This window comes from Thalassobacter sp. 16PALIMAR09 (assembly GCF_000765485.1).
Taxonomy (GTDB): Bacteria; Pseudomonadota; Alphaproteobacteria; order Rhodobacterales; family Rhodobacteraceae; genus Thalassobacter; species Thalassobacter stenotrophicus.
The window spans coordinates 137,242-153,570 of record NZ_JHAK01000008.1 but is presented as its reverse complement, the minus strand read 5'-3'; the positions used below and the strand labels follow the sequence as shown (position 1 = coordinate 153,570).

Below are 16,329 nucleotides of genomic sequence, written 5' to 3'. Positions count from 1 at the left end.
CTTGGGGCATCTTACGATGCATAGAGCCTGTCGCCGATCTTAAAGACAGCACAACCATTTTAGTCTTCACGTGTATTTATCAACGACAGCAAAAAACCGTCCAAAACTGACTATTCTGCAGCCATTGCAACAGGCGCTCTCTTCGTGGTTTTACGCGCAGCGCTTTTGGCCTCAGCTTCTTTGATGATCTTTACAAATCTTGGGTGCACAAAGTCAGGCTCAAGCCCTGCCAGCATACACACTTCATTAAACTCGCGGGATGGATAGCTCCCAACCCACCTCGCCGCAGTGACAAAATCTTTATAGCCTTCCTGTCCACGGTTTGCGTCACGAATGTCCCGAAGGACTTGGAACAATACTGCCTGCCACAGCAATTGGTGTGAGGAGGAATCGCACATGGCGATAGATTAGCCAGAATGCACAAAGTGTCATCCTGATACTTTTGTGCAAAATCAATACTCCTCTGCCAACATGATCGTAAGTACACGCGCCGTGACAGCTGGATCGCTGGGATCTGGCGAATGCATTTGCAGGTCCGCGTCGTAGGTATCGATTTTCCAAAAGATGGTTATATCATGGTGGATGAACGACCCGAAGTCATGTTCTCCATATGGATCATTGTTGGGCGTGAAGGCGCTGTACCTGCGCACTTGGTCCAGCACTGACGGCAGGTCATTTAGTGCCTGCACGCCTTGGGTGATTACAACACGACACCCTGTGAATGAGCGCCGTGCATGATCATTAAGCGCTGCTATATTGGCTGTGGTTGTATCATGCATTTGCCGCAGCTTTGGCAGCCCCTGGCTTTAGGCGTGGCTGTCGCTCAGCTACTTTGGTGATGGCTGTGTCCAGCTCTCCTGCCGCCGCTGCATTGAGGAAAGCATCAAAAACACCAGCTACGTCTTCCAGTGTTTTGACTAGTACGGCGTTGTTCGCGCCATCAGCTGCGATTACACGCGCCCCGTATCTGCACTGCACATACCAGCCGCCGTCTTGAGCAAAGAACCACGGACGCACTGTGCGCATGGCTTTGACGGCCACACGTTCCCCCATGTCATTGGTCATCCATTTGTGTCGTTCAACGCGGTGATCTTGCTTGTTGAGTGCTGCTGTATGAACCAGCTTTTGCTCCTTGAGCCCTGCTATGAGTTTGTCACGTCGTGCTATAATCGGATCGCGTTTAGTGCTGCGATCAACTGTCTTAAATGTAAGCTTTGCCAAATGTGTCATGTGCGCTCCTAGCTGTTTGGTTACAGCTAAAGCGTATGTTCAAACAACGCAGTGGACGACCAAAAAGACAGTCAAGTAACTGATTTTATTTAATTAAGATCAGATCCACCTGAATGAGTGATCGCTACTTTGCGCCGCTTGCGCATCGTACAATCCTCAGGCCCACACTTCATCGGCGGCAGCTCGTTGTAGCCGTTCAGCACATAGAGCTGCACATGTTCTTCAAGCTGATCCCAGATCGGAAAGAACGCGCTACGCTCACCATCACTCATCTCAGATGCCGCCATGCTTACAGTATCCGCCAGCATATGCTCTACGCGATCTTCCATGTCACCAAAGCACGCCGTCTCTTCACGCAAGCAACAGTCAACCGCACGCAGTACTTGAAGCTCCGCTGCATAAAAAGGTGCCTGAGACCGCCATAAAACCGCCAGGCCTGATGCTTCGAGCAAGTCAGCCACGTCATCATCAATCACGATGTATACTTTCTGGAGCGCACCGCCCCTGTATGTACTAAGCCTGACTATTCTCAGTCAGACCACAAGTTCAGGCATCTTCTTTTGGATCAAAGAAGCCGCAGGCTGCAGGCTTCCAGCAACACCGCATAGCGTGGTCAGTTTTGCAAAACTCAGGTCACCGCTACAATCCAAGTAAGCGCAGATAACGCGGAGATGCTTGATCAGCAAGGCACGCTTATTTGCATCTTCAAGGTCATCGGCCAGATGTGCAGCAAATTCAAACCAGAGGGCGTAAGGCTCTAATGCAACCATCAGTGCAGATGCATTCTTGCGCAATACAGTCTCAGAATACGCATCTAATTGGATATTACGAACCGCCCCACTCAGGTACATCATAATGGAATAACGTTCGACATCAGGCAGATCAATTTTGCAGTCAAACGCAACATACTCAAATGGGTGTTCAAAAAGTTCCTGAGATACGTGGTGCTTAAATATTCGCATCAAAGGCTCTGGGAAGTTTACACGGATGGATGTTGAGATGATTGCCGTCTTACCGCCCAAATTTGGCCAACTTGTGACAGCAATCGGACCTTCATCACCAACAACACAGCTGCCAAAATCAGCAAAATTATAAGCATCGGCCTGATATCCGCTGATGGCTGATGTATATGGATTGGGATCATCGTCATCATAGGCAAAGCAAAACTCAACATCCAAATTAACAATGCTAATCCAATCACGAACGATTTGATCCAGGACGGCATTGAGTGCACTCAAGCTTGTGTTTTGATCCTTCATTTGGAAGCACCTCGCACGTAGTCTTCGAGATATTGGAATTGCTGATAAACAGACATCTGCTTCCATTGGTCAGCAAAAACAGTACTGGCTTCCCGGGATAGGTTCTCAAAGATCGAGCAATCAATTGCATGAGACAGATCACGTTCTAAGACGTCCAACATGTCATAAAACGGGTTCACTGCCTCGTATTCATCTGCCAAAGTGCTCACAGCTTGGCGCTTGTAGACAAGATCACGCACGTCAGCGTTCACCACCTGTGATAGCCCCTTCAATTCCAACATGAGTGTTTGCCTATCCATAATCTTTCTCCAGCATGGTGCAGATTTGCGTTTGCTCATCTCCGGTGAGGGTGAAATCCGGGCTCGCCGCTGCAAGGGCGCGAGGAAAGAAGCTCGGTCGCCAGCCAGGCCAACGCCCGAAATCCGACAAGCTCGCGCCAAAGGTCGTTCAAGCCGTGGAAGACGGTCGATCATACCGATGGATCGCCCGCGATCTTGGGATCAGCAAAAATACTGTGCTCGATATTATGAAGCGGCGGCGACAGAAATCCTTGTGATACGATCCTGCCCCCTACCGGAATCTACCCCCATCAGATAAAACCCATCATTACGTCGGTCAAGTCGCGTGATTCAAAATTGGGAAAGATTCAAACATGCATGTCCTTAAGCGAAATGAACTGGTTGATGTCCCTTGGAAAAACGGGGGCGGAATCACCCGCAGTATTGCCAAAGGCCTTTTGGCTGATCGCGCTGCCTGGACGATCAGTCGGGCTGACGTTGCACAGGACGGGCCATTTTCAGACTTTGCTGGCATGACGCGCGTTCTGACGGTGGTGTCTGGCGGCGCGATGGAATTGCAGGCCCCGACCCACACCATAACAGCCCGTATGTGGCAGCCCGTACACTTTGACGGTGCGCTGAAAGTCCAATCCAGCCTCACCGACGGCCCATTGACTGATCTGAATTTGATGTTTGATCCAATGCTTTGCGACGGCTCCGTCACAACACGACGTGACCCATTCAAAGGGTTGGTTGCCCGACCTGAACATGGGCTGCTGGCCTTTCACGTTCTGGCCGGCGCTCCGGAAATCAACGCGGTCCATACGGCTGAGGGCGACACGATGTTCATCGACAGCAATGACGCCGCCCTACATCTGGACGAGGACGACGCCGTTTTGGAAATACGACTGGACTACCTAGATCACAAAGATGCCATCAAGCTTTGCATCGCCAATTTGTAAGCCGCGACAATGTCGTCGCGTTTGACGTGGCGACCCGATTGTACGGCATGACGTCCTGCTGACCAAACGTCGGTAACGACATCGTCTTTGGCTGCAAACACCAAGCCGTCCAGGATCTGATCCTGACGCAGCGCGCACATCGACGGTGCGGCGCTGTCAATCGCCACAACATCGGCCAGCTCGCCCACGGCAATTTCACCCGCGCCGCGCCCAAGCGCCTGTGCGCCACCCTTAGCAGCACCCGTGTAAATCGTGTCCCCAACGGATCCTTCGCCCACAACCATAACGTTGCGCGCCACATCGCGTAGGCGTTGAGAATATTCCAACGTACGCAACTCTTCGGTCAGTGAGACCAGAACGTTTGAATCCGACCCAACGCCGAACGCGCCGCCCGCTTCCAAATAGCCGGGGCCATTGAACGGACCGTCGCCCAAGTTTGCCTCGGTCACGGGGCAAAGGCCAGCCACTGCTCCGGACTTTGCCATCTTTGTAGTTTCATCAGCTGTCATGTGGGTGGCATGGATCAGGCACCAGTTTGTTGTCACGTCCGCATTAGCCAGCAACCATTCTACGGGTCGCGCGCCCAACCACGCCGAGATGTCGGCGACTTCTTTGGGTTGCTCTGCGATGTGGATGTGAACGGGGCCTGCGGTATGGGCGGCAAGCACTGCCTTCAGATCATCGGGCGATGTGGCCCGCAGCGAATGCGGCGCAATCCCGACTTGGCAATCGGCTGGCAAGTGCGCCACGACATCCCGCGCCCGAGCGACAAGATCATTGAACCGGTCCACTGAATTGCCAAAGCGCGCCTGTCCTGCCTCAAGCGGCATTTGCCCCGCGCCACCGTAGGTATAAAGCACTGGCAAATGTGTGAGACCGATCCCGGTCTTTGCAGCTGCGGTGGCGATGCGTGACGAAAGCTCTCCCAGATCATCGTAGGTCGCACCACCGGCCTGATGATGCAGATAATGGAATTCGCCGACGCTGGCATAGCCCGCTTCTTGCATCTCCAAGAACACAAAAGCTGCGATCGCTTCGATATGTTCGGGCGTCAGGTTAGCGGTGAACCGGTACATCAAATCGCGCCACGTCCAAAAGCTGTCTTTGCCTGCCATCCGGTATTCGGTCATCCCCGCCATCGCCCGCTGAAAACTGTGGCTGTGCAGGTTTGCAAGGGCTGGCAACAGGGTGTCAACGCAGGTGTCATGCGCGTCCGGCGTTTGGTTTGGCGCGATATCAGTGATGCGTCCGTCCGCATGCGTCACACGCACATTGGACGCCCATCCGGTAGAAAGTTTGGCTTGCTTTGCAAAAATCATTTGGAGATCCTCGTTTTTATGTATAGACATAAAGCACACTAGCGCGTACTAGAAAAGCGAAAATTTTGATCATCGGTGGACTACCATGACTAACAAGAACACCCTTTTTGTTGATTTGAACGCAGCGACGATGGGCGAATCGGATGCGCCCTACGGCTTGATCAAAGACGCAGCCATTGCTGTGATGGACGGGGTGATTGAATGGGTCGGTCCCGCTGCGTCCTTGCCCGACATGTATATATCCCTGGACCGTACCAGCCTTGGTGGTCGCCTCCTAACCCCAGGTTTGATCGATTGCCACACGCACATCGTGCATGGTGGTGATCGCGCGGTAGAATTCGAAATGCGCCTGAATGGGGCGAGCTACGAAGAGGTTGCGCGCGCTGGTGGTGGCATTGTTTCGACCGTGACAGCCACCCGCAACGCCACAGAAGACCAACTGCTTCAAGATGCCCTGCGCCGTGTTGATGTGCTGATCGCTGAAGGCGTGACCACGATTGAGATCAAATCCGGCTATGGCCTCGATACAGAGACTGAATTGCGGATGCTGCGGGTTGCCCGTGCAGTCATGGCAAACCGCCCTATCCGCGTCAAAACCACCTTCCTTGGTGCCCATGCAACCCCGGCCGAATATGAAGGCCGAGACGATGTATATATCGATGAGGTATGCATCCCTGCCCTACGTGCCGCTCACGCTGAAGGGCTGGTTGATGTCGTCGACGGGTTCTGTGAAGGCATTGCATTTGATACAACCCAGATCGCACGAGTGTTTGATGTGGCTGTCGAACTTGGCCTGCCTGTCAAACTGCACGCTGAACAACTGTCCAACCTTGGCGGTGCTAAGCTTGCCGCAAGCTACGGCGCATTGTCTGCTGACCATATCGAATATCTTGATGAGGATGGCGTCAAGGCCTTGGCAGACGCGGGCACCACCGCCGTCATCTTGCCCGGTGCCTTCTACACCATCCGCGAAACACAAGCACCACCCATTGCCCTGCTGCGCAAACACGGTGTTCCCATGGCAATCGCCACCGATGTTAATCCGGGTTCCTCGCCGCTCAATTCGCTGCTGCTGGCGCTGAACATGGGGTGCACCCTGTTCCGCATGACCCCGGAAGAAGTCTTGCGCGGTGCCACGCAAAATGCCGCACGCGCCCTTGGCCTCAAAGACGTCGGGATAATCAAGGCAGGCATGCGCGCCGAACTTGCAGTTTGGGACATCAAACACCCTGCCGAACTTGCCTATCGCATCGGCTTTAACCCCCTTCACACCCGTATTTTCGGAGCCACGTCATGACCGTATTAACTCTCACTCCCGGCGCTGTAACTTTGGCTGATCTGGAGAAAATTTTCCGCGAAGAAGCTTCTGTACGGCTTGATCCCGCCTGCCGCCCCGCAATCGAACTGGCCCATGCGCGGATAGCCAAAGCGGTCGCTGGAACGGATGCCGTTTACGGTGTAAACACTGGTTTCGGCAAACTTGCGTCGGTCAAGATTGAGGCGAAGGACACTGCCGCTCTGCAGCGCAATCTGATCCTGTCCCATTGTTGTGGCGTTGGCCCTGCGATCCCGCGCGGCCATGCGCGCCTGTTGATGGCGCTTAAGCTCCTCAGCCTCGGGCGCGGCGCTTCCGGTGTGCGGCTCGAAATTGTCGATCTGATTGAGGCCATGCTGGATAAGGGCGTAACGCCTGTCATCCCCGCCCAAGGCTCCGTTGGCGCCTCTGGCGATCTGGCCCCGCTTGCTCATATGGCCGCTGCTATGATGGGTCACGGCGAAGCAGAATTCGGTGGCAAAGTCATGTCCGGGGATAAGGCGCTGGCCGCCGCAGGCCTGACGCCTGTAGAACTTGGTCCGAAGGAAGGCCTTGCGCTTATCAACGGCACACAGTTTTCTACCGCCTTCGCCCTTGCCGGTCTGTTTGGTGCATGGCGCGGTGCACATTCCGCGCTTGTCACTTCGGCTCTCTCCACTGATGCGATCATGGGCTCCACCGCTCCGCTTCAGCCCGAAATCCATGCCCTGCGTGGCCACCGCGGCCAGATCGAGGCGGGCGAAACCATGCGCGCTTTGCTCGCAGGATCTGAAATCCGTGACAGCCATGTTGTCGATGATGCGCGCGTCCAAGACCCCTATTGCATCCGCTGTCAGCCCCAGGTGACAGGTGCCGCAATGGATGTGTTGCGTATGGCGGCCCGCACGTTAGAGGTTGAGGCCAACGCCGCCACGGACAACCCGTTGGTGCTGGTCGGTGCTGATCTGATCGTGTCTGGCGGCAACTTTCACGCCGAGCCCGTTGGCTTTGCCGCCGATATGATCGCGCTGGCCATTGCCGAAATCGGCGCGATTGCGCAACGCCGTGTGGCGCTGATTGTTGACCCGGTCCTCAGCTTTAACCTACCGCCGTTCCTGACTCCCAATCCGGGTTTGAACAGTGGTTACATGATTGCCGAAGTCACCACCGCCGCTTTGATGAGCGAGAACAAACATCTGGCGAACCCCTGTGTGACGGACAGCACGCCCACATCGGCCAACCAAGAGGACCACGTCAGCATGGCCGCTCACGGTGCACGCCGCCTTGGGCCGATGATCGACAACCTGAACTGTATTCTGGGGGTTGAATTACTGTGCGGTGCACAAGGCATTGATTTCCGCGCTCCTCTGACTACCAGCGACACCTTGCAACGCGTTGTAACCCGCGTGCGTCAGGACGTGGCGACTTTGGGTGAAGACCGCTACCTAGCGCCGGATCTTGAGCGTGCGACGCGCATGATCGCCAGCGGTGAAATCGTTACCGCCGCCGCCATCGACATGCCGGAGTTTGATGCGTGACACCTGTAGACGTCTTTCAGGGTGATAGCCCAATTGTTCTGGGCCTGCCCCACACGGGTACGTATGTGCCAGATGACATCATGGCCGATTTGAACCCGCGCGGGCGAAGATTGGATGACACAGACTGGCACATTCATACGCTTTATGATGGCGTGCTGGCGGGGGCCTCTACGGTCCGCGCCACCTTCCACCGCTACGTCATTGACGCCAACCGCGACCCGTCGGGCGTGTCCCTTTATCCCGGCCAAAACACCACTGGCCTTGTGCCGCTGACAGATTTTGACGGCCATGACATTTGGATCAATCCCCCCGATGAGGCGGCGGTGAAAGCGCGCCAAGCCGCCTATCACACGCCCTATCACGCCGCATTGCAGGCCGAACTTGAGCGCGTGCGTGATGTGCACGGTGTCGCGATTTTGTATGATTGTCATTCCATCCGTTCGGGCATTCCGTTCCTGTTTGACGGCACTCTGCCCGACTTCAACATTGGCACAAACATGGGCACCACCTGCGCTTCTGGAATTGAAATAGCAGCGCAAACGGTCTGCAACGCGGCGTCCGGCTATACCTCGATCACCAACGGCCGTTTCAAAGGCGGTTGGACAACACGCCACTACGGCCAACCAGACAAAGGCATGCACGCAATCCAGATGGAACTCGCACAGAGCACCTACCTGACCGCCGAGACAAGCCCGTGGACCTTTGACGACAACAAAGCCGCAGTTCTGCGACCGCACCTCACATCCATCCTGACACAACTGGCCGTATTGGCCCCCTCCCTGAAAGGCACATCATGAGCGATCCTCGCAAGAACACCCGTGACATCTTTCCCGCAACCGGAAACGAATTGACCGCCAAAAGCTGGCTGACCGAAGCGCCGCTGCGCATGCTGATGAACAACCTGCACCCTGATGTGGCTGAAAATCCGCACGAATTGGTGGTTTACGGCGGCATCGGCCGCGCTGCGCGCACTTGGAAAGACTTCGACATGATCGTCGCCTCCCTGCGTAATCTGGAAGAAGACCAGACCCTGCTGGTTCAGTCGGGCAAACCAGTCGGCGTGTTCCAGACACACAAAGACGCACCGCGCGTTTTGATCGCCAACTCCAACCTCGTGCCCCATTGGGCGACTTGGGATCACTTCAACGAACTCGATAAAAAGGGACTCGCCATGTACGGTCAAATGACCGCTGGCAGTTGGATTTACATCGGCTCGCAGGGTATTGTTCAAGGCACCTACGAGACCTTTGTTGAAGCAGGTCGTCAGCATTATGATGGCTCGCTCAAAGGTAAATGGATTTTGACGGGTGGCCTTGGCGGCATGGGCGGCGCACAGCCTTTGGCGGCTGTGATGGCGGGTGCTTGCTGCCTCGCTGTGGAGTGTAATCCCGAGAGCATCGATTTCCGCTTGCGCACGAAATATGTCGATGAAAAGGCCGAAACGCTGGATGAAGCGCTGGAAATGATCGAACGTTGGACCGCTGCGGGCGAGGCTAAATCAGTCGGCTTGCTCGGCAATGCCGCTGATATTTTCCCTGAGTTGGTAAAGCGCGGCGTGCACCCTGATATCGTGACGGACCAAACCTCTGCACATGATCCGATCAATGGTTACCTGCCGCAGGGTTGGACGATGGCGCAGTGGAAGGACAAGCGCGAAAGCGATCCTAAGGCGGTCGAAAAAGCTGCACGCGCCTCGATGAAGGTCCACGTTGCGGCGATGGTAGATTTCTGGAACGCTGGCGTACCGACACTGGATTACGGCAATAACATCCGTCAGGTCGCACTTGAGGAAGGGCTTGAAAACGCTTTCGCATTCCCCGGTTTTGTACCGGCTTACATCCGTCCACTTTTCTGTCGTGGCGTTGGTCCGTTCCGTTGGGCGGCCCTCTCGGGCGACCCCGAAGACATCTACAAAACGGATGCCAAGGTCAAAGAAATCCTGTCTGAGGACAAACATCTGCATAACTGGCTTGATATGGCACGCGAACGGATTGCCTTCCAAGGTCTGCCCGCGCGTATTTGCTGGGTTGGTCTAGGTGTGCGTCACAAATTGGGCTTGGCCTTCAATGAAATGGTCCGTACCGGAGAGCTGTCGGCGCCGATCGTGATTGGCCGTGACCACCTCGACTCTGGCTCTGTCGCGTCGCCAAACCGTGAAACCGAGGCGATGAAAGACGGCTCTGACGCTGTATCAGATTGGCCATTGTTGAACGCGCTGCTGAACACTGCATCCGGTGCCACATGGGTATCGCTGCACCACGGTGGCGGCGTTGGCATGGGCTTCTCGCAACACTCCGGCATGGTGATCTGCTGTGACGGGACCGAAGACGCAGACCGCCGTATTGCGCGTGTACTATGGAACGACCCGGCCACGGGTGTCATGCGCCATGCGGATGCGGGATATGACGAGGCATTGGATTGCGCGCGCGAAAACGGCCTGAACCTGCCCGGCATTTTGTGAGAAATATTGCGCCGCTGTCAGATGATGACAGTGGCGCAATGCATGTTTAGTAACGGGTCGTTAATCGGTGACCGGGTCTATACGTCAACCGGACGTATGTGACCGCATGACCTTCCCACCATGTTGATCGCTCAATGGTAAAGACCGGATCGCCAATGGCGCAGGTAAGATAGTCTGTCAGCCTTTGATCTGCCAATCCTGCCGAAAAACTGATTTCAACGTCTGAAAATGGGATGGTCGACACCAACCACTCATTCGGTCCTACGTCTGAAAAATCAACCGTCTGCGCCTGCGGTAAGCTGGTAAGACTTATCCATCTATCTTCATGCTGATACGGATCGCCGTCGGCATAATGCATACAAACCAACCGCAAAACTTTGCTTTTGTCGGACAATTTTAACCGTGCACGCAACCAATCCGGTGCCGGTTCAATGGAACTGCTAACAAGAGAATAGCGATATTCTGCGCCTTTTTCTTCGATCTCGGCACGCACGATAGGAATATCAAACCGCGCTTGCCGGATCGGCGTCATCCGAACCCGAGTGCCTGCCTTTCGCCGCCGTTCAATCAATCCATCATCCGCTAACTCGCGCATCGCACGGTTTACGGTGGCCCGTGCGCAGCCGTAAGTCGCAGCCAGATCGACTTCATTGGGAACAAGGCTGCCCGGTGCCCATTCTCCCTTGGTGATTTTCGACAGGATGTCGGATTTCACATCTTTGTAAGTGGCTTTCACCGCGCACCGCCTCTCTGGCAATATGACTACTTTATTCTGCATTACCGCAGATCTAATCTTGACCCAAGTGTCCTAAAGGTAGCTTCGCGTTTTAGCAAAGCTAAATAGTCATCCAGCGGACCTGCTGTAGCCAACATATACAGAGCACCACCATCTTAGTATAAACCTAGACATAAGCAACTTTACTCAGACAAAAGTGTGATTATGAACTCAATTCTGTCAATAATTCTTAAGCGTTTGTTGATCGGGCTCCTGACCTTATGGATTGTTACGATCATCATTTTTGCAGCGATCGAATTGCTACCCGGCGATATTGCAACAGAAATGTTGGGCCAGGCGGCGACCGAAGAGAGTTTGGCTGCGTTCCGGGAAAAGTTTGACCTCAACCGTCCTGTCCATGAGCGCTACTTTTCCTGGTTGGGAGGCGCACTTACCGGGGACTTCGGGATTTCGCTGGCAAACCAACGGCCCATTTCAGAGCTGATCGGTCACCGGGTTGCGAACACCTTTTTTCTAGCTGGTTATGCCGCTGCAATCGCCGTGCCCATCGCTGTTGTTTCAGGCATGCTGGCAGCGCTTTACAACGGCTCTGTCTTTGATCGGGTGCTTTCAAGCTCTACGTTGGCCGCGATTTCATTCCCTGAATTTTTCATCGCCTATATCCTGATCCTCATCTTTTCGGTTGGCCTGGGATGGTTCCCCAGCCTTGCCAATGTGGATGTAGACATGGGATTGGGTGAGCGGCTTTACAGAACATTTTTGCCAGCTATGACACTTACGCTCATCGTGCTTGCCTATATGATGCGCATGACGCGAGCAGCGATCCTGAATTTGCTTGCGTTACCTTACATCGAGATGGCGCATCTCAAGGGCATTAAACGGTGGCGTGTTATCGCGGTGCATGCCCTGCCAAATGCGCTGGCCCCCATCATCAATGTGATCGCCTTGAACTTGGCCTATCTGATTGTCGGCGTTGTCTTGGTCGAGGTGGTGTTTGTCTATCCGGGCCTTGGGCAAATCCTTGTGGATGCAGTTTCGAACCGGGATGTCACAGTTGTACAGGCAGCGTGCCTCATCTTTGCCGCGACTGCACATACCAGCCACCGTCTTGTGCAAAGAACCACGGACGCACAGTGCGCATAGCTTTGACGGCCACACGTTCACCCATGTCGTTGGTCATCCACTTGTGCCGCTCAACCCGGTGATCTTCCTTCTTGAGCGCTGCAGCGTGCACCAGTTTTTGTTCCTTGAGCCCTGCTACAAGTTTATCACGTCGCGCTATGATGGGATCGCGTTTTGCACTGCGATCTACTGTTTTGAATGTAAGCTTTGCCAGATGTGTCATATCCGCTCCTTGCTGTTTGGTTACAGCTAAAGCGTATGTTCAGACGCCATGACGGACGACCGGAAAGACAGTCAAGTATCTGATTATATGTGATAATATGAGATTTAGAGGGAATTCACCTTAGGTGCCCTAGTAGTCACCTGTATCTGCACAGCATGACCAACATACACATCACAGCGTACGGCACCGAAGCTACGCCCACAAAAAAAGCGTCTAACGGTTTGCTCCGCTGACGCTGCCTTATTGTTAAGTCTCTGTCTGTTTGATCAAGTTCGTTTGAGCCTTTGTTGATGTTCTGTGTTCTTTTGAACCTTCGTTAGTTCGAACACTTGCTCGTGAACAAGGATGTGCCAAGACCTGCGCCTTGGCATCTGTGTTGTTCAAACTGCTCAGGTGTTTGCTGCGCGAAGGGGCTTAGCCACGCTCCATCATCTGCAAATCACCGTTTGCCTCATATTGTGCCTGTTGTGTGTTTAATGCCTGTTGTGCCTGCTGTAGCCAGAGTGGGCTGGCTGCCCGCGTAATGCGATGTGCCTGCTGTGCATGATTATACTGCGCCATGGTATTGGCCGATGTTCTGTCCCAACATAGTTCGTCCAAAAGTGTCTCGCTGCCCATGCGCCAATACTCATGCGTGACATAGCTCGTCACAGCCATGCGATCCTGCACTGGCATGATCCAGTTCTTTGCCAGTGGCGCTGTTTGTGTGTGATGCTGCGCCCAGATTGCATTGAGCAAACAGCACATGTGTTCTGTGTCCTGCAATGGACTCGGCATTACGAAGTGAACATGGAAGTTCTCGTGATCCGCGCCCTCATGTGCAAAGCACCAGCGTGGCACCCGCATGTTCTGACGCTCAGCTGCTTTGCCATAGATTACGCGGTCCACTTTATTCCAGTAGCTGCGTAGGAGCTTGTTGGCGCTTTTTCTGCCAATGGTCCTGCCGTTCACGAACTTGAGCGTGCCAAACACATTCCAGTTTTGGGCCAACAAGTGCTGTACCAATGCCTGTCGTTCTTGTTTGCGTTGCTCAAATCCCATTGCGGACCTCCATGTTTATTTATCAACGAACACGCAAAATGGGGCAGAAACGGCAGTGTGGTGTTCTATTACACACGCTCTTCGCCAAGCTGTGCAAGCTCATCTGTGTTTTGATAAATACAATGCAAACAACGCATTGGAGGATTGGATGAGCATAAGACTATTAGAACACATGCGCGATGAATTGATCGCAACGGGCATTGTACAGAACACACCAGAGTTCTGTCACAGCTGGCTGGGACGCAGTGAGGGCTATATCCGCGTGCTGCGCTATCACAACACTGAACCAAGTCTGGAAACCCTTAGCATTTGTGCAAGCAAGCTCGGGTATTATGCAGCGCGATTGGCCGCAAGTGATCAGCAAGATCATCAAGTATGGGGTGAGCGTTTGGCATATCTAAAGGCTCTTTGTGACAGAGCCATAGCTGAGCAGTCAGAGGCAGTGTGGCGTGCGCCAGAACGGATGGCGGTATGAGTGATCATCCGAAATTGGTTTTGCAGCCGCAAAAATCTGCGCTGCGGTTTTTTATGGGCAAGTACTTACAGAAGTTAGGTGGTGATTTTGCATCACCCGATTTTGTACAGTTGGGTATTGCGCATGGATGACCGTGATGAACTGCGCCGACTAATCGATGTCATAGAGAAAGGCTCTGGCACAGGAAGTCTTGAGCAAGCCGTTGATGACATCAAGACCTTTGCCAATACCGCAAGCTTTCTCGCCAACAAGCTGGACACACGGCTAAACGGCGGTGACGTCAAAGCAAAGAAACAGCCAAAGTCGCGTATGGGTAAGGCTATTGCAGCGGCACCAAAGCCAAGTGCGTCTAAGCCCCCTGCTCCAGCGCCACAGCAATCCCCGTCAGGCATGCCGCCCGCTACCAGTACGGCAACATCACAAGCAGATTATGACAGGCTTAAGCCACAAGGCACACAGAGTACTGTGGGTGGTTTGTAGTGCAGTGGTACCTAGTGCGCTGTGTACGCAGGTGTAAGGCGGTGAGTTTGCTGGGATCGCTACGTGTGAGTGTTTACGCGGGTTGATGTGTTACGTGCGCTTTTGGGCAGAATATATGCAGATGTTGGAATTCGTAGGGCTTGTAGGTTTTGGTTGTGAGAAGGCGCGAGAAGCATAGTTAAGAAGATGAAAGGCCAACGTTTGCAAATCCGACATTGATGCAAAGTGAAGCGAACAGCGACTTCGAGCCTGAGCAGCCTAATCCGACTGGGCCACGTTGATTGTAAGTACATGATTGACTTCTGGTTCATGATTATGATGGCTTCCGGTGCACATGGGCAATACCATAATAAGTTGTGCGGGCTATCGGTGTTGAGGTGAATACGCCGCACTGTTGCTACCCTCAGACAGCCCCTCAGTCTCCGAAGTCACTTGGCCAAGCGGGTCCTCAAGATCGGAACAATGATCAGACCTGCCGCAATGACCAACAGGCCAAGCGTCATGGGGCGTTCCAAAACAAAAGACACGCCGCCATAGAGTTGCATTGAACGAGAAAAGTTATCCTCCATCATGCCACCGAGGATAAATCCAATTAAAAGAGGTGGCAGAGGGTAGTTAGCGAATTTCAACGCAATGCCACAAATGCCAAACCCAACAAGCATCAGCAATTCCGTCGCGTTATTTTGTCCGATGTAGGCGCCCATCAATGTGAAAAACAGGATGAAGGGGATCAGGTAGTTGCGCGGGATTGCCAGCAATTTGGCAATGTAGGGGATCAGGGGTAGGTTCAAAACCAAAAGCACCAGATTGCCAATAAACATCGACATGATAACAGCCCAGAAAATCTGTGGTTCGTCAATCATTAGGCGCGGACCTGGCGTAACGTTCAGCGCGATCAATGCGCCCAGCAAAATAGCAGTTGTGCCAGACCCGGGAATACCAAGCGTCAGCAGCGGCACAAACGAGCCAGTGCAAGCCGCGTTGTTAGCAGTTTCAGGTGCGGCAAGGCCTTTGATAGAACCTTTGCCGAATTCATCTTGTTCATGTTTCGGGGCAATATTGCGCTCAACTGCGTAGCCAAGAAAAGACGCGATTGTTGCACCCGCGCCGGGCAGCACACCAATAAAAAACCCTTGAACAGACTGGCGGCCAATGACCGGAGCGATAGCCCGAGCTTCGGCGCGTGTGATGCGCAGGTCTTTGATTTCACCGCCATCAGCACCAAGGTTTTTTGGTTTAAGAACAAGAAAAATAGCTTCCGGCAACGCGAACATGGCCATAGCCAGGGTGATGAAGCCAAAGCCCGATTGAAGATCCATGATGCCGCCCGTAAAACGTGGCAGATTAAACAATGCGCCTTCGCCTACAGTTGCCATGATCAGGCCAAGAACGGTCATCATCAGAGCTTTGGTCACTTGACCAGGCCCCGCAAATGCCGCGATGGCCGACAGGCCGACGACCATTAACGCGAAATATTCCGGTGAGTGGAACAACAAGGCGACGCTCGACAACATCGGCGCAAAGATCATCAACAACAAAGCGCCGATCGTACCACCTGCAAAGCTAGCAATGGCGGCAATTGTCAGAGCCTTGCCGGCTTTGCCCTGTCGCGACATGGGGTAACCATCGAAGGAGGACGCAACGGTGCCCGCCACCCCGGGTGCATTTAGCAGGATTGACGATGTCGAGCCGCCAAAAATTGCCCCGTAATAAACACCTGCCAGTAGAATTAGCGCTGCCGAAGGATCGCCCATAGTGATCGCCACGGGTATCATAATAGCAATGATCGACATGGGGCCAAGGCCCGGCAACATGCCAATGAATGTGCCGATCAAACAGCCACCAATAACGACCAATAAGTTTTGCATGGATAGGGCCGTTTGCAGACCGATCAGAATACCTTCTAACATA

General features: G+C 53.7%; 18 protein-coding genes. 9 read left to right on the top strand and 9 right to left on the bottom strand.

What is annotated here, in order from left to right; genetic code table 11:
* Positions 1 to 452 precede the first annotated feature (452 nt).
* The 5 genes from PM04_RS14845 to PM04_RS14825 all read right to left on the bottom strand — a co-directional run bounded on the left by PM04_RS14845 (position 453) and on the right by PM04_RS14825 (position 2,788).
* A complete protein-coding gene (locus PM04_RS14845) occupies positions 453 to 779 on the bottom strand; it encodes a DUF3768 domain-containing protein (RefSeq protein WP_038008274.1) in 327 nt (108 codons plus the stop codon).
* Positions 772 to 1,230 (bottom strand): hypothetical protein, encoded by a 459-nt coding sequence (locus PM04_RS14840; RefSeq protein WP_038008271.1) that lies wholly within the window; start codon positions 1,228 to 1,230, stop codon positions 772 to 774. Before PM04_RS14840 ends, PM04_RS14845 begins: the two co-directional genes overlap by 8 nt.
* An 89-nt stretch (positions 1,231 to 1,319) precedes the next feature.
* Entirely contained in the window at positions 1,320 to 1,706 is a 387-nt protein-coding gene (locus PM04_RS14835) for a hypothetical protein (RefSeq protein ID WP_038008269.1), read from the bottom strand.
* Positions 1,707 to 1,763: 57 nt separating this feature from the next.
* Entirely contained in the window at positions 1,764 to 2,489 is a 726-nt protein-coding gene (locus PM04_RS14830; protein WP_038008268.1) for a hypothetical protein, read from the bottom strand.
* A complete protein-coding gene (locus PM04_RS14825) occupies positions 2,486 to 2,788 on the bottom strand; it encodes a hypothetical protein (RefSeq protein WP_038008267.1) in 303 nt (100 codons plus the stop codon). Before PM04_RS14825 ends, PM04_RS14830 begins: the two co-directional genes overlap by 4 nt.
* A 353-nt stretch (positions 2,789 to 3,141) precedes the next feature.
* Here PM04_RS14825 and PM04_RS14820 point away from each other — a divergent pair, with 353 nt between their 5' ends.
* A complete protein-coding gene (locus PM04_RS14820; RefSeq protein ID WP_038008265.1) occupies positions 3,142 to 3,729 on the top strand; it encodes a HutD family protein in 588 nt (195 codons plus the stop codon).
* Here PM04_RS14820 and PM04_RS14815 read toward each other — a convergent pair.
* Positions 3,690 to 5,048 (bottom strand): formimidoylglutamate deiminase, encoded by a 1,359-nt coding sequence (locus PM04_RS14815; protein ID WP_081946149.1) that lies wholly within the window; start codon positions 5,046 to 5,048, stop codon positions 3,690 to 3,692. The genes PM04_RS14820 and PM04_RS14815 overlap by 40 nt on opposite strands.
* An 85-nt stretch (positions 5,049 to 5,133) precedes the next feature.
* Between PM04_RS14815 and hutI the strand changes: the two genes are divergently transcribed.
* Genes hutI through hutU form a run of 4 tightly spaced genes read left to right on the top strand, consistent with a single transcriptional unit; the run spans position 5,134 to position 10,341 of the window.
* Entirely contained in the window at positions 5,134 to 6,345 is a 1,212-nt protein-coding gene (gene hutI, locus PM04_RS14810) for an imidazolonepropionase (protein WP_038008261.1), read from the top strand.
* Positions 6,342 to 7,880 carry a histidine ammonia-lyase gene (gene hutH / locus PM04_RS14805; RefSeq protein ID WP_038008259.1) on the top strand — a complete coding sequence of 513 codons (1,539 nt, stop codon included), beginning with the start codon at positions 6,342 to 6,344 and terminating at the stop codon, positions 7,878 to 7,880. Before hutI ends, hutH begins: the two co-directional genes overlap by 4 nt.
* Positions 7,877 to 8,677, top strand: a complete 801-nt coding sequence (hutG, locus tag PM04_RS14800) for an N-formylglutamate deformylase (protein WP_038008256.1) — start codon at positions 7,877 to 7,879, stop codon at positions 8,675 to 8,677. Before hutH ends, hutG begins: the two co-directional genes overlap by 4 nt.
* The gene (gene hutU, locus PM04_RS14795) at positions 8,674 to 10,341 is read left to right on the top strand and encodes a urocanate hydratase (RefSeq protein WP_038008254.1); all 1,668 of its coding nucleotides are present in this window, start codon (positions 8,674 to 8,676) and stop codon (positions 10,339 to 10,341) included. The genes hutG and hutU overlap by 4 nt, the downstream gene beginning before the upstream one ends.
* A gap of 46 nt (positions 10,342 to 10,387) precedes the next feature.
* Here the strand turns inward: hutU and PM04_RS14790 are convergent, their stop codons facing one another.
* Positions 10,388 to 11,119, bottom strand: a complete 732-nt coding sequence (locus tag PM04_RS14790) for a UTRA domain-containing protein (protein ID WP_052068509.1) — start codon at positions 11,117 to 11,119, stop codon at positions 10,388 to 10,390.
* 162 nt (positions 11,120 to 11,281) lie between these two features.
* On the opposite strand from PM04_RS14790, the gene PM04_RS14785 reads away from it, so the two are divergent.
* Positions 11,282 to 12,220, top strand: coding sequence for an ABC transporter permease (locus PM04_RS14785; RefSeq protein WP_052068508.1), 939 nt, complete (start codon positions 11,282 to 11,284; stop codon positions 12,218 to 12,220).
* Positions 12,221 to 12,836: 616 nt separating this feature from the next.
* Here PM04_RS14785 and PM04_RS14780 read toward each other — a convergent pair.
* Positions 12,837 to 13,463, bottom strand: coding sequence for a hypothetical protein (locus tag PM04_RS14780; RefSeq protein ID WP_038008250.1), 627 nt, complete (start codon positions 13,461 to 13,463; stop codon positions 12,837 to 12,839).
* A 148-nt stretch (positions 13,464 to 13,611) separates the two neighbouring features.
* Here PM04_RS14780 and PM04_RS14775 point away from each other — a divergent pair, with 148 nt between their 5' ends.
* Genes PM04_RS14775 through PM04_RS14770 form a run of 3 tightly spaced genes read left to right on the top strand, consistent with a single transcriptional unit; the run spans position 13,612 to position 14,418 of the window.
* Positions 13,612 to 13,938, top strand: a complete 327-nt coding sequence (locus PM04_RS14775) for a DUF6626 family protein (protein WP_038008247.1) — start codon at positions 13,612 to 13,614, stop codon at positions 13,936 to 13,938.
* Complete coding sequence (locus tag PM04_RS18340; protein WP_255347916.1) at positions 13,935 to 14,069, top strand: hypothetical protein; 135 nt, start codon at positions 13,935 to 13,937, stop codon at positions 14,067 to 14,069. The genes PM04_RS14775 and PM04_RS18340 overlap by 4 nt, the downstream gene beginning before the upstream one ends.
* Positions 14,062 to 14,418, top strand: coding sequence for a hypothetical protein (locus tag PM04_RS14770; protein WP_038008246.1), 357 nt, complete (start codon positions 14,062 to 14,064; stop codon positions 14,416 to 14,418). The genes PM04_RS18340 and PM04_RS14770 overlap by 8 nt, the downstream gene beginning before the upstream one ends.
* Positions 14,419 to 14,846: 428 nt before the next feature.
* On the opposite strand, the gene PM04_RS14765 is transcribed toward PM04_RS14770, so the two are convergent.
* The gene (locus PM04_RS14765) at positions 14,847 to 16,328 is read right to left on the bottom strand and encodes a tripartite tricarboxylate transporter permease (RefSeq protein ID WP_038008245.1); all 1,482 of its coding nucleotides are present in this window, start codon (positions 16,326 to 16,328) and stop codon (positions 14,847 to 14,849) included.
* Position 16,329: the final 1 nt, after the last annotated feature.